Genomic DNA, 15,417 nt, shown 5'->3' on the forward strand with positions numbered 1-15,417 from the left:
CATACCCCGATAGACTTGGGGCTGCATGTCCGCATGCGCACTACGCTTTTGAACACTGCACCAAAACCCTGAGATTGGACACGGCCACCTTGCGAGAATTTACCGCCCGCTTTGCCACCGCCGAGGAAATCGATAACTGGGACAAGCACGTCACGGCAAATCCGAACGGCGGCAACATGCTGCAGTCGGACGCCTACGCGGCGGTCAAGGACGGAAACGGCTGGCTCGTCCGGCGGCTCGTCGTGGAGACTCAGGAGTACTCCAGCTACAACCTGCTCCTGGAGAAGAAGTTCCCCGTAATGGGTCGGCTCTGGTACCTGATCAAGGGACCGGACGTCCTGGAGGTCAGTGACATTCAGCCGGCCCTGAAAGCAGTGGCCGCGCTGGCTCGCGAGAAGAAGATGAACGTCTTCAGCATCAAGATCGAGCCTGACATTGTGGACTCGGCTGAGGCCGTGGCAGAACTTAATGCCGCCGGACTGGTCAAAGCTCCCAACATCCAGTCCAATGACTCCACGGCTCTGCTGGATATCTCCGCGCCGGCCAATGAAGTCCTCCGCAGCATATCCTCGCGTGCCCGTAATGCCGTGCGTAGGGCGGAGCGTGAAGGCTGCGAGGTAGTTCAGGCCGAGCCGGGTGAGGACAGCTACCGCAAGCTCTACGCCCTCATGCGGAACACCATGGACGCTAAAGGCTCCATGCCGCTGCGGAGCTACGAGTACTACTCCAGGTTCTGGGAAGAGTTCTGCAGCCGTGGGCAGGGCCACTTCTTCTTCGTATATGAGGACGGCGCACCTAGCGTTGGTGCATTCGTCATCAATTACGGATCGAAAGCGACGTACAAGGACGGCGGCTCTACCCAGAACCGCAAGCAGTACGGCGACTCCCATCTGGTCCAATGGGCAGCGATCCAGCGTATGCAGGAGCTCGGTTGCGTGGAGTACGACTTCTGCGGCACACCCTCTGCTGACCGGATCAAGGACAAGAGCCACCCCCTGTACGGACTGGGATCGTTCAAGACAAGCTTCACCAAAACCGTGACGGACTTCGTGGGTTGTTATGACCTTGTCCTGGGCCCCGTCCGCCACAAGCTGTGGCTCAAGGGCGCTGAGAAGGTGTTCAGAAGGCTCGAAACCAGGCGTACCGGCGGTCAGTTCTACTGACGGCCACCCGCAGCCAGCACGCCAAATTCAGGCCCGCCCCGGCCACCAACGGGTGCAATCTACTTTTAGGTGAGGTAATTTCTTTGACTCCGATTGAGGCTGGAACCGACATGGAATTCGTGATTCTCAGTGACGCTGATTTCGAGACATTCGCCAAGGGACACCCGCAGGGGAGCTTCATCCAGTCCATGGATCTGACGCGTTTCCAGCGCGCCCGTGGGCAGGAAGTGGAACTCTTCGGTGTGACTCGCGGCGGCACCCTCATTGCTGCGGGAAAGCTGGTGTACACGTCCAACCGCATCGGGTACAAGACCGCAGACTGCGCCAAGGGACCCCTGATGGACTACAGCGACCCCACAGTGGTGAGCTTCGTCGTCGAGCGGTTGAAGAAGCATGCGGCCTCCAAGAAGGCTGCCGAGCTGCGCATTTCGCCCAACATCCGGTACATCGCGCGGGACGAAGAAGGCGCCGAACACCCCGAAGTTGAAGACAACCGCCCGCTGCTGAAGGAGCTCAAAGGGCTTGGCTTCACGCACCAGGGCTTCGACATGAACTTCGCCAATATCAACTGGATGTTCATCAAGCAGCTCGACGGGATCGCTGACTCCGAAGAGCTCATCATGGGGATGAACTACCGCACGCGCAAGGCCATCCGTAAAGCCGAGAAGAACGGCGTCTACCTGGAACAGGCCACGCTGGAGACGCTGGACGATTTTTACAACGCGCTGAGCACCGCTGGTGATGAGAAGGGCTTCACGTACCGCGAACGCGAGTACTACGAGCAACTCCTGCGGAATACCTCCGATGAGTTCACCAAGCTCATGATGGCCAAGATCAACATTCCCGAGTACCGGGCCTCCATCACGGAGCGCCTGGAAGCCGAGTCCAAGACCTTGGCCGATCTGAAGCGCGAGGTCGAGGAGACCGGCAGCAAGAAGAAGGCCAACCGGGTCAAAGTGGTCCAGGACCTGGTGGACAGCTACGAGCGCAGCCTCAAGGACATTGAACGCTTCCCCGATTCCGTGGGTGTGGCTACGGTGGCCGCCATCCACTTTGCGTGCTCCGGCGACGAACTGGTGTGCGTCATTGGCGGAACAGTGCAGGACTACATCTACTTCAACGGCGCCACGTCCCTTTACTGGGGCATGATGCTGCACGCGTTGAACAACGGATACTCGCGCTACAACTTCTATGGCACGTTCGGTATCCAAGGCCAGGATGAAACCGGCCATGGAGGCTACGAATTCAAGAAGGGCTTCGGTGGCGAGGTGGTCCAGTTGGTGGGCGATTTCGTAGCGCCGGTGAACCCGCTCATCTTCCATGGCTACCGCGCGGTCAGGAAGCTCGCAGGGGCCGCCCAGACAGTTCTGGGACGATTGCCCCTTGAGAAATTGCCGGTAGTAGGAAAATTTCGGAGGAATCGCTAATCACACAAGCCAAGGGAGGATCACCGCGTGACTGAACGCCCCGACGGGTCCGCCAACAGGCCCCATACCGACGGGTTGCCTAAAACCCAGCCGTTGCGGCCATCCCAGGTCCGGCAGAACGTCAACGCCAAGCGCATGCTGATGCGTTTGGTTCAAGGCGATAGCCCGCCCACCGCACCCATGAACATCGTGGACCGGTTGGCCGGAAGTCCTTACGCCAACCCCACCATTCAAGTGGTGGGTGTGGACGCTTCGGCCCGCAAGACCATCGACTTCGCTCTGCATTTGGCCGAAGTCATGTTCCGTTATGGTGCAGGTGCCCTTGAGGTGGAGACCAGCATGATTGCGGTCACAGCAGCTCTTGGCCTTAAGAACGTTGAAGTGGACATCACCAACCAGTCGGTGGCCATCAACTATGCGCCCAAAGACCAGACTCCCATCACGCTGCTGCGTGTAGTGCGCTCCTGGACCAACAACTACGCTGGCCTGGCTCAGGTGCATCAGTTGGTCACGGACATCGTGGCAGGGGGAGTAGGCCGTGACGAAGCCGTGCGCAGGTTGAACGAGATCATCCGCAGCGCCAAACCGTTCCCCCGGTGGATGGTCACCATAGCGTTCGGTATTTTCTCGGCGGTATTTGTTGGCGTACTGGGTGGGGGACTGGGCGCGTCGGTGGTTGCCTTCTGCTCCAATATCCTGATCAGCCTGCTCTCCCGGCAGCTAGCACGGTGGCGCACAGCGGACTTCTTCAACACCATGGCGTGCGCATTCCTGGTTACCTTTATTGCCCTGATGCTGCGGTGGGCGGGTGTGGACATTGCTCCTTCCATTGTGGTTGCCGGCGGAATCCTGCTGCTGCTGCCAACGGGTCGACTTGTCTCATCTGTTCAAGACGCGATCAACGGCTTCCCGGTAACGGCGGCGGGCCGCTTTCTTTCCACGGCACTGACATTCGGTGCGATCGTGGCAGGTATCGGCGTCGCCGTGGTGGTGGGAACGCTCATGGGCAGCGCCGTCCTGGACGTCACGCAAACCTTCCCGGACGCGTATCCGCTGTGGATCCAGGCAGTGCTCATTGCCATCGCGGTGGTGGCCATCGGCGTCACCGAACAGACTCAAATGCGGCTGTTACTCCCGACGGCGGCAGTTGGCATAGTGGGCTTCTTCGTCTTGTGGGGGGTGGGCGAAGCCGGCCTTGGCGACCGCTTGTCACCAGCGGTCGCCGCCGTGGCCATCGGCTTGTTGGGCCGTGTAGTGGCGCTCAAACTCGGGGCACCGCAGCTTGTGGTGGCTGTTCCAGCTGCACTGATCCTGCTGCCAGGTCTGACGATCTTCCGCTCCATGTACGCGCTCACCGTTGAGGGGGGCAACATCCTTCTGGGTGCGGGTGGAATGCTCAACGCCGGCGCCATAGTGCTGGGAGTGGCGGCGGGCATTGTGCTGGGCGACAACTTGGCCAGACCGCTCACGAAGGGGTTGTCCAGCAACGAACGGCGCAGGGTACGCAGGCGCTAACCACAAAAGCCGAACGGCGCTGCCCAATGAGGCGGCGCCGTTCGGCTTTAAGAAGTGACGCTTGATCTGTCCTGAGTCTGGATCTGTCCTGAGTCTAGATTTGACCTGAGTCTAGATTTGTCCGACGGGGAGCTTCTTTTCTGCCTGGAAGACTTCCTCCACGCGACCCTGCGCCCAATACCCGGAGAGCGATACCTGCGAACGCTCCAAGCGGCGCTGCACGAAGAAGATCTCGCGGAGACCCTTCATGTAGCCCCGCTCGCCGTGAGCGAAGACATCCACTCGTCCCGGCAGCCATTCGGTGTTTCTTAGTGCTTCAAGGAGCAGGTGGCTGGATCCCGCCTGAATCCCTTTGCGCAGCAGCCAGTGCAACTCCACACCTGCGGGTGCGGAAATCGGAAGAATGTCCGCCTCGTTGTCCACTTCAAGGAACACGGTGCCGCGGGCATCCGGAGCAAGGGCCTCAACACAGGCCGCAATGGCCGGTATGGCGGCGTCGTCGCCGGCGAACAGGTACCAGTCGGCGCCAGGTGCGGGGTTGTAGGCACCGCCCGGACCTGTGAACGTCAGTGAATCGCCGGGCTTGGCCGCTGCAGCCCAGGGGCCAGCCAGTCCTTCGTCGCCGTGGACCACAAAGTCGATGGCCAGTTCCTGAGCTTCCAAGTCCACCCAGCGGATGGTGTACGTACGAGTGTGGGGCCACTGCTCGCGGGGCATGGTGTCGCGGATGGCCCACAAGTCCAGCGGGAGTTCGTACTCCACGCCGGGTTGGGGGAAGACGATCTTGACGTATCGGTCCACGTATTCGTTGTTCGCGTAGTCACTGAATCCTGGTCCGCCTGCAACGATCCGAACCATGTGCGGTGACAGGCGTTCGTTGCGCAGGACGGTCAGGGTCACCTGCGGGCGAGTCTTGCGTGAAGCGGATGAAGTGACGGGGAGTGCAGTCATGTAGGCAAGCCTAAGCTAATGACCTGCGCACCGGCTGGGTATGAGTCGAAGGTTACAGCTGCCGGAGGTTGCAGCCGTGAGTCTACAGAACCGGCAGTTCCCAGTTGATGGGGTCCGCGCCCAAACCCACCAGGAGATCGTTGGTCCGGCTAAAGGGCTTTGAGCCGAAGAAACCCCTCGAGGCCGAAAGCGGACTCGGATGGACGGACACGATGGACGGCGCCCCGCCCAGCAGCGGCACCACGCCCTCGGCGTCCTTGCCCCACAAGATCGCCACCAGCGGACTTTGCCGCCCATCGCCGTCTGTACGGTTTACGACGGCGGTGACCGCCGCCGTCGTAATGGCCTCCCAACCTTTGCCGCGGTGGGAACCGGCGTTCCCGGCTTCGACGCTGAGGACTCGGTTCAGGAGCAGGACGCCTTGCTCGGTCCAGGCGCCGAGATCGCCGTGGACGCGCGGTGGAAGTCCGAGGTCGTCGTGGAGTTCGCGATAGATGTTGACCAGGCTTCGGGGGATGGGCCGTGTTTGCCGCGACACTGCGAAGGAAAGTCCAACGGCGTGGCCGGGAGTCGGGTAGGGATCCTGGCCGAGAATCAAGACTTTGACATCGGCCAGCGGTTGCTCGAAAGCCCGCAGCAGGTTTTTGGCCGCAGGAAGAACCTGTGCGCCGTTTGAGGATTGGCCGGCCACGTACTTCAGGGTCTCCCGGAGTTGGCCTTCCACAGGGCGCAAGGCGTCGGCCCAGTCGGGAGCCATCAGGTCTTCGAGCGGCGCCTCACACAACGCGGCGAAGCCCGGGTCGGCCGAGTCGGCAGGTTCAAGATCAAAGAGTGCATCCTCGCCAGTCATCACGCTATTGTCTCCCGCGCGGCACCCGCACTGCGAATGACAGCCTTGTTATTCGCCCGTAGCATGGGGGTAGGACATTTTCCCCCCAATAAGCGTCGAAGGAGTGTGCCGTGGCAGAACCAGCACCGGAACCGATGGCGTCGCAGGCCACAGGTTTCGCGCTCGAGGACCTCGCAGCCGAGACCCGCAGCGACTCTCCGTTGAGCGAACGGGATCAGCAGATGCTGGCACTGGAGCGGCAGTGGTGGAAGTACGCCGGGGCCAAAGAACAGGCTATCCGCGAGCTGTTCGACCTCTCCGCCACCCACTATTATCAGATCCTGAACGCGCTGATCGATACCGAGGACGCGTTGGCCCACGATCCCATGCTCGTCAAGAGACTGCGTAGACTACGTACGTCCCGCCAGCGTGCGAGGACTGCACGTCGCTTGGGGTCCGACGCGTAAATCGCCAGGCTGATCAGTCAGCAGCAACCAGCAAGGACACCGCTTCACCATGACCAAATATGCCAAGGACGAATTCGACCGGGTTCCGCAGAACACGTCCCGTCAAGGCGTTCACCGCGACGCCCAAGAGACCGCACGCCCCACCCTGTGGCCGGTCCTGACCGTTGGGGCAGTGGCCTTGGTGCTCGGACTGGTGGCCTTCCTGATCCTCCCCAACCTTGGGCTGGTATCACCGGGCGCAGCATCAAACGCCACGACGCCGGCACCCCAGCAGACTTCAACAGCACCGTCAGCTGCACCCACTGAAGCGAGCAGCGCGCCGTCCGCCTCCGGCGATCCCGGCAGTCAAGCCAGCACCGAACCGGCGCCGTCGGATTCTCCTTCTGCGACTCCCTCCTCGGCTCCTGTGGACAAGACCACTCCGGTAGCTGTGTACAACGGCGCTGGAACAGCCGGCTTGGCCGGGCGTGTGGCCGGCCTCGTTCAGGGTGATGGTTGGGCGTTGAGCACGGTGGGGAACTGGGGTGGACTGCCGCAGCAGACGTCCGTGATCTTCTACAACGCCCCGGAGCAAAAGGCGAACGCTGAGGCCCTGGGAACCTTGCTGGGCATTCAAACCATTGTGGAAACGCCTGAGGTTCAACAACCCCTGGTGGTTGTGGCCGGCCCCGGTTTCCAATAAGAATCACGCCCGGCTGGAAGCGATAAGGCCCAACTCGGTTAAGCCTCAATAACAAAAGCGGTGCCTTCGCTCTTTGGGGCAGCGCGGTGATGGTGACAGTGGTTACAGTGGATTGATTCCGGTACGGAGATCCCGGCAGCCGGTCTTGGCTACTGCGAAAGTGTGGGCATTATGGCTTTGGGAACCGTCAAATGGTTCAACGCCGAAAAAGGCTACGGATTCATCACTGTGGATGAATCCGGCGACGACGTCTTTGTGCATTGGTCGGCCATTCAGATGGATGGCTTCCGCGCCCTCGAAGAAGGTCAGCGTGTTGAGTTCGAACTTGGGGAGGGCCAGAAGGGTCCGCAGGCCGAAGGCGTCCGCGTCGCGTAGGTCAGCCCACGGCTGAAAGCCCTCCCATTTGTAGCGGGAAGTGGCATCCCTGCTTGCACTCTCACCGGTCGAGTGCTAATTATTGAGTTAGCACTCCTACGGTTCGACTGCTAAGTCCGGCCCGGCTCATCCCGGCGGCGGGCAGGCGTCGAATCTGCGGAGGATCAAGAAACACCTTGGTGGGGTGAGGTCCGGAGCGCGTGGCATACAGAGGCCGCAAGCAATGGACCGTCCGTCGCGGGCACCCCATCTGACAGGTACCTTCTTAACGACTGTCCCGAAAGGACTACCGCCGTTATGGCCAAGATCATTGCATTTGATGAAGAGGCACGCCGCGGCCTCGAGCGGGGCCTGAACATCCTCGCAGACGCCGTCAAGGTCACCCTCGGCCCGCGTGGACGCAACGTCGTCCTCGAAAAGAAGTGGGGCGCCCCCACGATCACCAACGATGGCGTTTCCATCGCCAAGGAGATCGAACTGGACGACCCCTACGAGAAGATCGGTGCAGAACTGGTCAAGGAAGTTGCCAAGAAGACGGATGACGTCGCTGGCGACGGTACTACCACTGCAACCGTCCTCGCCCAGGCACTGGTGAAGGAAGGCCTGCGCAACGTTGCCGCCGGCGCCGACCCGCTGTCCCTCAAGCGCGGTATCGAGAAGGCTGTTGAGGCAGTCATCAGCGAACTGCTCGCCTCCGCCAAGGAAATCGAGACCAAGGAAGAGATCGCAGCTACCGCTTCCATCTCCGCCGGCGACCCGGAAATCGGCAGCCTCATCGCCGAAGCCCTGGACAAGGTGGGCAAGGAAGGCGTCATCACGGTCGAGGAATCCAACACCTTCGGCCTGGAGCTCGAACTCACCGAAGGCATGCGCTTCGACAAGGGTTACATCTCCGCTTACTTCGTCACCGACGCAGAGCGCCAGGAAACGGTCCTCGAAGACCCGTACATCCTCATCGTCAACTCCAAGATCTCCAACGTGAAGGAACTCGTCACGGTTCTGGAGAAGGTCATGCAGTCCAACAAGCCGCTGCTGATCATCGCCGAAGACATCGAGGGCGAGGCCTTGGCCACCCTGATCGTCAACAAGATCCGTGGCACCTTCAAGTCCGTTGCCGTCAAGGCTCCGGGCTTCGGTGACCGCCGCAAGGCACAGCTGGCCGATATCGCCATCCTCACCGGTGGCCAGGTCATCTCCGAAGAAGTTGGCCTCAAGCTCGAAAACGCTGGCCTGGAACTCCTCGGCACCGCCCGCAAGGTTGTTGTCACCAAGGACGAGACCACCATCGTTGAAGGTGCCGGCGACGCCGATCAGATCGCAGGCCGCGTGGCCCAGATCCGCGCCGAGATCGAGAACTCCGACTCCGACTACGACCGCGAGAAGCTGCAGGAACGCCTGGCCAAGCTGGCCGGCGGCGTTGCAGTCATCAAGGCCGGTGCCGCAACCGAAGTTGAGCTCAAGGAACGCAAGCACCGCATTGAGGACGCAGTCCGCAACGCAAAGGCTGCTGTTGAAGAAGGCATCGTTGCCGGTGGTGGCGTAGCCCTCATCCAGGCTGGTGCCAAGGCATTCGCCAACCTCACCCTCCAGGGTGACGAGGCAACCGGTGCCAACATCGTCAAGGTTGCCATCGATGCACCGCTGAAGCAGATCGCCTTCAACGCTGGCCTTGAGCCGGGCGTTGTGGTGGACAAGGTTCGCGGCCTGCCTTCCGGCCACGGCCTGAACGCTGCCACGGGCGAGTACGAAGACCTTCTGGCTGCCGGCGTCAACGACCCCGTAAAGGTCACCCGCTCGGCTCTCCAGAACGCTGCTTCCATCGCTGGTCTCTTCCTGACCACCGAGGCCGTAGTTGCTGACAAGCCTGAGAAGAACGCTCCGGCTCCCGGCGGCGACGACATGGGCGGCATGGGCGGCTTCTAAGTCTCCCTGCTGTAGCGATACAGCACCCGGCATCACGCTGAATAGCATTACGACGGCGGTCCTCACCATTTGGTGGGGGCCGCCGTTTTGCGGTCCCAGCCCAACTAGGTCGCATCAGTGCGCGTTTAGAGGGCTCAGAACGCGCACTGATGCGACCTAGTTGGGTGCTAGCACGGTTTCAGTGTCGGTGGGGTCTGGCAGGATTAACCCCATGACGATTATTGCTGCCGCCGATGGGTCTGCCCTCGGTAATCCTGGGCCGGCCGGTTGGGCCTGGTATGTTGATGACTCCTGTTGGCGAGCAGGGGGTTGGCCGCACGGTACCAACAATCAGGGCGAACTAATGGCCGTCCTGGACCTGTTCCGGTCCACGGCCCACGTGCCGCAGGAAGAACTGCTGATCCTTTGCGACAGCCAATACGTCATTAACTGCATCACCAAGTGGATGCCGGGATGGAAGCGGAAGGGTTGGCGCAAGGCCGACGGCAAGCCCGTGCTGAATGTGGACCTTCTCAAGGACATTGATCAAGTGATCGTTGGCCGTAAATACTCCTTCGAATGGGTCAAGGGCCATGCTGGTCACCCCCTCAATGAAGCAGCAGACGAGCGCGCCCGCGCTGTTGCTACCGCCTACCAGCAGGGCGTTGCGCACCGAGCAGGCCCTGGGTTCCCTGGAGCCCACGAGGGCGGTCCGAGCCAAGAGCGGGAAGGCTCGCAGCAGCAGGCTGAGTCGCAGCGGCAGGCTGAGTCACGTATGCAAGACAGTGCTCCTCTGCCCGTCTCTTCAAGCACCGGTGCCGGCGCCTCCGCTGTGGGCGCTGCTTCCACGGCCACGAAGGCAGACCGAAGCCTTCGACCGCATTTTGAGCCGACGCTCTTTGGCGAATCCGGCATCTTTGGCCAGGCCGATCTCTTCAGTGAGCTGGAGGATGACGCCTCGTCCCAGCAGTTGTCGGCGGAGGACACCGTCTTGGCGCTGGAGCGGGAACTGCTTCGGCCCGATGTGAGGGCGGACATTGGCAGGATTGCTGTGCTGCTCCACCCGGACTTCGCGGAGATCGGGAGTTCGGGCAGGTTCTGGACGCGGGACGCCATGATGGTGGCTTTGGAAGAGGACCCGGGAGAACCGACTGAACTGGAACTGCTCAGCGCAGACCGGCTCAGCGACAACACCATGCTGTTGAATTACCGAAGCTTCGCAACCACGGGCTCAGCACTTCGCAGTTCCGTCTGGATGCTGGACCGCGGCCAATGGCGACTTCGTTTCCACCAGGGGACTATTGAAAGCTAGGTCGGATGAAAGCTAGGCCGGAGAACTGACGCTGAACGGAAGTTACTCCTGACCTGCGAGGCGGCTGCACAGGGGGAAGACAGCCCGCCCCGCAGGAGTTCATGGGAGGGTAAGTAACTCGACAGTGTGAGCTAATAAGTGAAGCGCTGCGTGTTTCCCTGCTCCACTTCCAGGTAACTTGTGGCCGCTGTTGACAGAGCCAGATTGATGGAGGCCAAGGACGCCTCCACCTTGCTTTGGGTCAGGGACCACTCCATGACAAGCGCTTGGAAGTTGGTGGCTGCTGTTCCCCGCCAGGTCGCCTCGAGTTCCTCAAGGCCGCGCCGCATGGTGTGGACATCGGAACTGATGCGATCCACAGTTCCTTTGACGTTGGCTGACTTGAGTTGGAGAAGTTCGGTATCGACTGAGATAACGCTCATGGTGATGCCTTTCGACGAAGATGTTCCGCGTGGTGCGGGGGATGCGTGGCTACAACATTGAGCCTAGGCAGCCGCCCGCAGTCGCAGAACAGTCATACGTCGCTATGTGGACAACAGCGCTATGTGGACAACAGCTCGGCTGATTCCTGGTGGAAGGGGAGGCTGACTACCAAAGTGGCGCCGCCGCCGTCGGTCTCTGCAACCTGGACCGTACCGCCGTGCGAGCCAACAATCGCTGCAACAATTGCAAGGCCGAGACCACTGCCGCCTGTTTCCCGGGTCCGCGACGTGTCAGCACGGTAGAAGCGCTCGAAGATCTTATTGGTTTCGGTCTCCGGAATGCCTGGCCCGTGATCGCGGATCTCGATGACTGAAACGGAACCCGACGGAGTGTTTCGAACACCGACAGCGAGTTCTATGGGGCTGCCTTCGGGGGTGTACCGCAGTGCATTTCCCACCAGGTTCCCAATGACCTGCCGGAGTTTGGCTTCGTCACCTTGAACGGGCGCGGCAGTGGGGGAGGCATCGTCGAGCCCGGTGAGCCTGATGGTTCGGTCTCCGGAGGAGGCCTTGGTGTCCACTACGGCATCGTGGGCAAGGAGCTGGAGATCCACTGGCTTGAGTTGAAGGGGCCGCTGCTCATCAAGCCGGGCAAGCATCAACAGGTCTTCCACCATGGACCCCATACGCTTGGCTTCGCTTTCAATCCTGCCCATTGCCATGGCTACGTCTTCTTTGGTGGCCAATGCTCCGTGACGATAAAGCTCGGAGAAGCCACGGATGGTCACCAAAGGGGTGCGCAGCTCGTGGGAGGCGTCCGCTGCGAAGCGACGCATGCGCCCCTCGGAAGCAGCGCGGGCAGCAAAGGAAGCTTCAATATGGGCAAGCATGGCATTGAGGGAACCGCCCAGCCGGCCAACCTCAGTGTGCGGGTTATCCACCTCCACGCGGCGGGACAGATCACCGGCCGCGATGGCTGCAGCCGTCTTCTCCACCTTGGCAAGCGGACGGAAGGACCGCGCCACGGTCCACGTGGCGATGAAGAACGCCAGGACCAACGTCAACAGGCCCACGCCTACAACCACCAGAACGGCGTGCTCCATCACTTTGTCCACCGGGGTGAGAGGCAGCCCGATGATCACTACGCCGTTTTGGCCGTTGGCGGTGACCCCGATGGCCACCACGCGCCAGTTGGTTCCGGCCGTGCCTTTGACTTGGAAGGGGGAGTTGCCGCGAAGCTTGGCTTCAGCTGCGGTGATATTGGCGATCGCCGGACGATCACTCTGACTGCCGCCGAAAGGATAAGGCTCCAGACCTGGAACGTACAGCGTTAGCGAGTAGTCCGTGGGCACGGCAGTGTCGGTAGGCGTTGAGGGGTTGGGCTGGGCCAGCTTGTCGAAAGACTGCTGGTCCTGGGCCAGGGCGACGGCGGCTTTGAGTTTGTCGTCCACCTGGCCTTGCAGGTAACTCTTGACGAGCGTCAACGTTCCCGCGCCCGTGGCCGCCAGGGCGAGCAGCAGCAGGCCCATGATGATGGCGACGAGCTGGGACCTCAGGGACGCCGACTTCCAGCGAAGCAGCAAGGGTCAGCGCTTCTCTGCCGTCCGCAGCACGTAACCCACGCCGCGCTTGGTCTGAATGAGGGCTGCGGCATCGGGATCGATGTCCACCTTGCGGCGCAGGTAGGAGATGTAGGACTCCACGATCGAAGCATCGCCGTTGAAGTCGTACTCCCACACGTGGTCCAGGATCTGGGCCTTGGATAGGACGCGGTTGGGATTGAGCATGAGGTAGCGCAGGAGCTTGAATTCGGTGGGGGAGAGCTCGATCACGGTGCCCCCGCGACGGACCTCGTGGGCGTCGTCGTCGAGTTCAAGATCGTCCACGCGGATCACGGCGTCGTCGTCTTCCAGCGGCTGGGTGCGGCGAAGGACCGCGCGGATGCGCGCCACCACTTCGTCCAAGCTGAAGGGTTTGGTGACGTAGTCGTCGCCACCGACGGTGAGGCCGGTGACTTTGTCCTCGGTATCATCCTTCGCTGTGAGGAACAGCACCGGGAAGTGCTTGCCTGCAGCGCGGAGTCGACGGGTGACCGTGAAACCGTCCATGTCCGGCAGCATGACGTCCAGAACTGCCAGGTCCGGTGAGTGGAGGTCGGCCGCGGCGAGGGCTTCGCGACCATTGGCGGCCGCAACAACCTCGAAGCCTGCAAAACGCAGCGACGTGGACAGCAGCTCGCGGATGTTGGGTTCGTCGTCGACTACGAGAAGCTTGGCTTCAGGACCGTTCTTTTTCATGACACCCATGATGCTCCCAGAAACTGGGAGTTTTCTGGACGCCGCATGGGAGCCGCCTGCGTGGCTAAGGGCGGCAGGTCAGGCCCCCAGCACCAACCCCGCTCCCAGCGCCACCATGGTTACGGCGATCCCGCCATCCAGGAATCGCCAGGACAGTGGCCGGGCAAAGAAGCCGCGGAGGTAGCGTGCTCCAAATCCCAATGAGCTGAACCATAGGATGCTGCCCAACATGGCGCCAGCCCCGAACCACCACTGCAGCTGGTCGCCCTGGGCGCTGGCTATCGAGCCCAGAAGTGCTATGTCCAGATAGACGTGCGGGTTGAGCCAGGTTAGCGCCAGGACGGTGGTGACGGCGGCAGCGAGACCCCGCTTCGCGCCGGCGTCGTTGACGCGCCCTTCACTTGCTGTCAACGACTGCGGACGGAGGGCGCGCCGGGCGGCCACAATGCCGTACGTCACCAGGAAGGCGGCGCCCACATAGCGAAGAACCACGACGGCGGCAGGGGCTGCCGTAACAAGCGCACCCGTGCCTAATACACCGGCCGCGATCAAGACGGCGTCGGACAAGGCGCAGACCGCCACGATGGGCACAATATGCTCGCCCCGGATTCCTTGCCGGAGGACGAAAGCGTTCTGGGCTCCGATAGCGACGATCAGGGCGAGGCCTGTGGCCAGGCCGAGGCCAGCGGATTGGAAGAAATCAGTAAAGTTCACCCTTCGAAATTACGGGCGCAACAACCTTTAGGCCAGCTAAAGATTCTCATACGGCATAAGATATTCTTATGCCGCAATTTCCTTCTGACCAGCTCCTTACGTTCGCCACGGTCCTTTCAGAAGGCACTCTTGATGCTGCCGCCCGCATGCTTCACATCACGCCGTCGGCCGTCTCCCAACGGCTGAAGGCACTCGAACAGTCGGCCGGGAGGGTCTTGCTTCAACGCAGCAACCCTGCCCAGGCCACGGAAGCGGGCGAAGTGGTCCTTCGTCTGGCGAGGCAGGTAGCGCAACTGGAAGCTGATGCCGGACGCGAACTAGGGCTGGATGGGGACAGGGCCCAGTTGGCTGTACCCATTGTGGTCAACGCGGATTCCTTGGCGGTGTGGTTCCTGCAAGCGCTGGCCCACGTGCCTGAGGACCTCAACGTCACCTTCGACCTCCACAGGGATGATGAGCAGCACTCCACATCCTTGCTTCGCTCCGGGAAAGTGATGGCCGCCGTGACGGCAACTCCAGAGCCCGTGCAAGGGTGCCGCGTAGAGAGTCTTGGCGTGATGCGCTACCGCGCGGTTGCAGCCCCGCAGTTCGTGGAACGGTGGTTCCAGAAAGGTGAGAAGGGTTTGGACAAGCACCCGGACAAGCACCCGGACAAGCACCCGCGCAGCCACGTGGACGGAGCCGCGCTCAATGCGGCGCCCACTGTGGACTTCGATCGCAAGGACACCTATCAGTGGGCGTTTGTGCAGTCGGCGTTCAAAGCTGAGGGCGGCGCGGTTCCGGACCGGAAAGGACCCCGGCATTACGTCCCGGCTTCCCAGGACTTCGGCGACGCGATCCGTTTGGGCCTTGGTTGGGGCTTGATCCCGGAAGTTCAATGCGGGCCCGACATCGCCGACGGACGGCTCATCGAACTCGCCCCGGACCGACCCTTCGATGTGCCGCTCTACTGGCAACGGTGGAAGACGGCGTCAAGGGTATTGGACGTCCTGAGCAACACGGTCCGTGAGGTGTCCGGCCAGTACCTGGCCAAGCCCTGAATCCACGAAATCCCAACACGCCTGCGGATGCTTCCTATAATGTCAGTGCCCCGTTCCACACTTAAAACATGGCAAACACAGCAGCTCCCGCAAGCATCCACCAGAACCGCACCAGGGACGTCGAGTTCCATGTGACGTATCTGGATACCGATTCGGGCCGTATTAGGCGCGAGGATTTTGACGACCTGGCCGCAGCCGAACGGTTTGCCAGTGCCCAACTTCGCGATGAGGACGGCTGGGCCGTGGTGGATCACGTAAAGATTGAGGTCACCAGCAGAATGGTCGCCTAAGGTTCACCCCTCTCAGGCCGTCCGCTTCCTC

Annotated in this window: 16 protein-coding genes; 10 read left to right on the top strand and 6 right to left on the bottom strand. The window is 61.5% G+C overall.

What is annotated here, in order from left to right:
* Positions 1–74 precede the first annotated feature (74 nt).
* From LDN70_RS05105 to LDN70_RS05115, 3 genes are all read left to right on the top strand, one after another.
* Complete coding sequence (locus tag LDN70_RS05105) at positions 75–1,163, top strand: lipid II:glycine glycyltransferase FemX (RefSeq protein ID WP_142940107.1); 1,089 nt, start codon at positions 75–77, stop codon at positions 1,161–1,163.
* A gap of 110 nt (positions 1,164–1,273) precedes the next feature.
* On the top strand, positions 1,274–2,590 hold the full coding sequence (locus LDN70_RS05110; protein WP_142940106.1) for a peptidoglycan bridge formation glycyltransferase FemA/FemB family protein: 1,317 nt from the start codon (positions 1,274–1,276) through the stop codon (positions 2,588–2,590).
* A gap of 27 nt (positions 2,591–2,617) precedes the next feature.
* Entirely contained in the window at positions 2,618–4,105 is a 1,488-nt protein-coding gene (locus LDN70_RS05115; protein WP_142940105.1) for a threonine/serine exporter family protein, read from the top strand.
* A gap of 111 nt (positions 4,106–4,216) precedes the next feature.
* Here the strand turns inward: LDN70_RS05115 and LDN70_RS05120 are convergent, their stop codons facing one another.
* Together LDN70_RS05120 and LDN70_RS05125 are read right to left on the bottom strand one after the other, a co-directional pair.
* The gene (locus LDN70_RS05120) at positions 4,217–5,056 is read right to left on the bottom strand and encodes a siderophore-interacting protein (RefSeq protein WP_142940104.1); all 840 of its coding nucleotides are present in this window, start codon (positions 5,054–5,056) and stop codon (positions 4,217–4,219) included.
* A gap of 82 nt (positions 5,057–5,138) precedes the next feature.
* Entirely contained in the window at positions 5,139–5,906 is a 768-nt protein-coding gene (locus LDN70_RS05125) for a uracil-DNA glycosylase (RefSeq protein WP_187697273.1), read from the bottom strand.
* A 110-nt stretch (positions 5,907–6,016) separates the two neighbouring features.
* Between LDN70_RS05125 and LDN70_RS05130 the strand changes: the two genes are divergently transcribed.
* The 5 genes from LDN70_RS05130 (at position 6,017) to LDN70_RS05150 (ending at position 10,623) form a co-directional block, all read left to right on the top strand.
* Positions 6,017–6,352: a DUF3263 domain-containing protein gene (locus tag LDN70_RS05130; RefSeq protein ID WP_024819788.1), complete on the top strand. Its 336-nt coding sequence runs from the start codon at positions 6,017–6,019 to the stop codon at positions 6,350–6,352.
* Between the two features lie 49 nt (positions 6,353–6,401).
* Complete coding sequence (locus tag LDN70_RS05135; protein WP_166841608.1) at positions 6,402–7,034, top strand: LytR C-terminal domain-containing protein; 633 nt, start codon at positions 6,402–6,404, stop codon at positions 7,032–7,034.
* Positions 7,035–7,205: 171 nt separating this feature from the next.
* On the top strand, positions 7,206–7,409 hold the full coding sequence (locus LDN70_RS05140) for a cold-shock protein (protein WP_011773737.1): 204 nt from the start codon (positions 7,206–7,208) through the stop codon (positions 7,407–7,409).
* A gap of 297 nt (positions 7,410–7,706) precedes the next feature.
* On the top strand, positions 7,707–9,332 hold the full coding sequence (gene groL, locus LDN70_RS05145; RefSeq protein WP_142940101.1) for a chaperonin GroEL: 1,626 nt from the start codon (positions 7,707–7,709) through the stop codon (positions 9,330–9,332).
* 211 nt (positions 9,333–9,543) lie between these two features.
* Positions 9,544–10,623 carry a ribonuclease HI family protein gene (locus LDN70_RS05150; RefSeq protein WP_223941954.1) on the top strand — a complete coding sequence of 360 codons (1,080 nt, stop codon included), beginning with the start codon at positions 9,544–9,546 and terminating at the stop codon, positions 10,621–10,623.
* A gap of 131 nt (positions 10,624–10,754) precedes the next feature.
* Here LDN70_RS05150 and LDN70_RS05155 read toward each other — a convergent pair whose 3' ends face one another.
* The 4 genes from LDN70_RS05155 to LDN70_RS05170 form a co-directional block, all read right to left on the bottom strand.
* Entirely contained in the window at positions 10,755–11,045 is a 291-nt protein-coding gene (locus LDN70_RS05155; protein ID WP_142940099.1) for a WXG100 family type VII secretion target, read from the bottom strand.
* A 119-nt stretch (positions 11,046–11,164) separates the two neighbouring features.
* Positions 11,165–12,628: a sensor histidine kinase gene (locus tag LDN70_RS05160; protein ID WP_166841606.1), complete on the bottom strand. Its 1,464-nt coding sequence runs from the start codon at positions 12,626–12,628 to the stop codon at positions 11,165–11,167.
* Between the two features lie 3 nt (positions 12,629–12,631).
* Positions 12,632–13,342: a response regulator transcription factor gene (locus LDN70_RS05165; protein ID WP_024819794.1), complete on the bottom strand. Its 711-nt coding sequence runs from the start codon at positions 13,340–13,342 to the stop codon at positions 12,632–12,634.
* Positions 13,343–13,420: 78 nt separating this feature from the next.
* Positions 13,421–14,056, bottom strand: coding sequence for a LysE/ArgO family amino acid transporter (locus LDN70_RS05170; RefSeq protein WP_166841605.1), 636 nt, complete (start codon positions 14,054–14,056; stop codon positions 13,421–13,423).
* Between the two features lie 68 nt (positions 14,057–14,124).
* Between LDN70_RS05170 and LDN70_RS05175 the strand changes: the two genes are divergently transcribed.
* Both LDN70_RS05175 and LDN70_RS05180 read left to right on the top strand, forming a co-directional pair.
* Positions 14,125–15,096, top strand: a complete 972-nt coding sequence (locus LDN70_RS05175) for a LysR family transcriptional regulator ArgP (RefSeq protein ID WP_223941955.1) — start codon at positions 14,125–14,127, stop codon at positions 15,094–15,096.
* 68 nt (positions 15,097–15,164) lie between these two features.
* Complete coding sequence (locus tag LDN70_RS05180; RefSeq protein ID WP_142940095.1) at positions 15,165–15,386, top strand: hypothetical protein; 222 nt, start codon at positions 15,165–15,167, stop codon at positions 15,384–15,386.
* Positions 15,387–15,417: the final 31 nt, after the last annotated feature.

The sequence above is a fragment of the Arthrobacter sp. StoSoilB22 genome (genome assembly GCF_019977315.1).
Lineage (GTDB): Bacteria > Actinomycetota > Actinomycetes > Actinomycetales > Micrococcaceae > Arthrobacter.

Bases quoted from the DNA above. Each gene is read 5' to 3' on its own strand.
- groL (WP_142940101.1), top strand. From the start codon at position 7,707: ATGGCCAAGATCATTGCATTTGATGAAGAGGCACGCCGCGGCCTCGAG.
- LDN70_RS05120 (WP_142940104.1), bottom strand. From the start codon at position 5,056: ATGACTGCACTCCCCGTCACTTCATCCGCTTCACGCAAGACTCGCCCG.
- LDN70_RS05165 (WP_024819794.1), bottom strand. From the start codon at position 13,342: ATGAAAAAGAACGGTCCTGAAGCCAAGCTTCTCGTAGTCGACGACGAA.
- LDN70_RS05140 (WP_011773737.1), top strand. From the start codon at position 7,206: ATGGCTTTGGGAACCGTCAAATGGTTCAACGCCGAAAAAGGCTACGGA.
- LDN70_RS05180 (WP_142940095.1), top strand. From the start codon at position 15,165: ATGGCAAACACAGCAGCTCCCGCAAGCATCCACCAGAACCGCACCAGG.
- LDN70_RS05125 (WP_187697273.1), bottom strand. From the start codon at position 5,906: ATGACTGGCGAGGATGCACTCTTTGATCTTGAACCTGCCGACTCGGCC.
- LDN70_RS05155 (WP_142940099.1), bottom strand. From the start codon at position 11,045: ATGAGCGTTATCTCAGTCGATACCGAACTTCTCCAACTCAAGTCAGCC.
- LDN70_RS05175 (WP_223941955.1), top strand. From the start codon at position 14,125: ATGCCGCAATTTCCTTCTGACCAGCTCCTTACGTTCGCCACGGTCCTT.
- LDN70_RS05110 (WP_142940106.1), top strand. From the start codon at position 1,274: ATGGAATTCGTGATTCTCAGTGACGCTGATTTCGAGACATTCGCCAAG.
- LDN70_RS05150 (WP_223941954.1), top strand. From the start codon at position 9,544: ATGACGATTATTGCTGCCGCCGATGGGTCTGCCCTCGGTAATCCTGGG.
- LDN70_RS05135 (WP_166841608.1), top strand. From the start codon at position 6,402: ATGACCAAATATGCCAAGGACGAATTCGACCGGGTTCCGCAGAACACG.